Raw genomic sequence first — 515 nt, forward strand, 5'->3', positions numbered from 1 at the left:
GGGCATTGCCGCAGCATTCGCAGGAGAGGCTATGTTTCTCTCGCGCGGAAGACATTCCCCGGCGCACGATCGTGCCCCCCATTCGCACCAAACAGCAAAACGAGGGCCGAAATGATGATTGTTGCGATCGTCATCGGGGTTCTCCTGTTTCTTGGAGCCATTTGGCTACACATCGGTATGCTGGCTCTTGCGCGCATGACGTACGGCGGAAGCGCTGTGCGTCCACTGAGATTCAGTGCCGCCTATCTCATCGTCCTTATGAGCCATCTGCTCATTGCTCTCGAATTCGCTGCTGGCTTCAAATGGAGTCACAGTCTGGGGCTGGGCGGATTCGTCCATACGCCAGGTGAGAGCTGGATGGATCTCTTTTATTTTTCGTTGGTCAACATCACGACACTTGGCCTTGGCGACATCTATCCGACCGGACACGTTCGCGCTCTTGCGGGAATTGAGTCCCTCACCGGTTTCCTGCTGATCAGCTGCACAGCGCAATTTATTTTTGAAACACTTCACAA

General features: G+C 54.4%; 1 protein-coding gene. It reads left to right on the forward strand.

Annotated features, from left to right (window positions below):
- Positions 1 to 114: 114 nt before the first annotated feature.
- A partial coding sequence (locus NN5_RS24870; protein WP_067739412.1) for an ion channel occupies positions 115 to 515 on the forward strand: 401 nt, incomplete at its 3' end.

This window comes from Novosphingobium naphthalenivorans NBRC 102051 (genome assembly GCF_001590985.1).
Lineage (GTDB): Bacteria > Pseudomonadota > Alphaproteobacteria > Sphingomonadales > Sphingomonadaceae > Novosphingobium > Novosphingobium naphthalenivorans.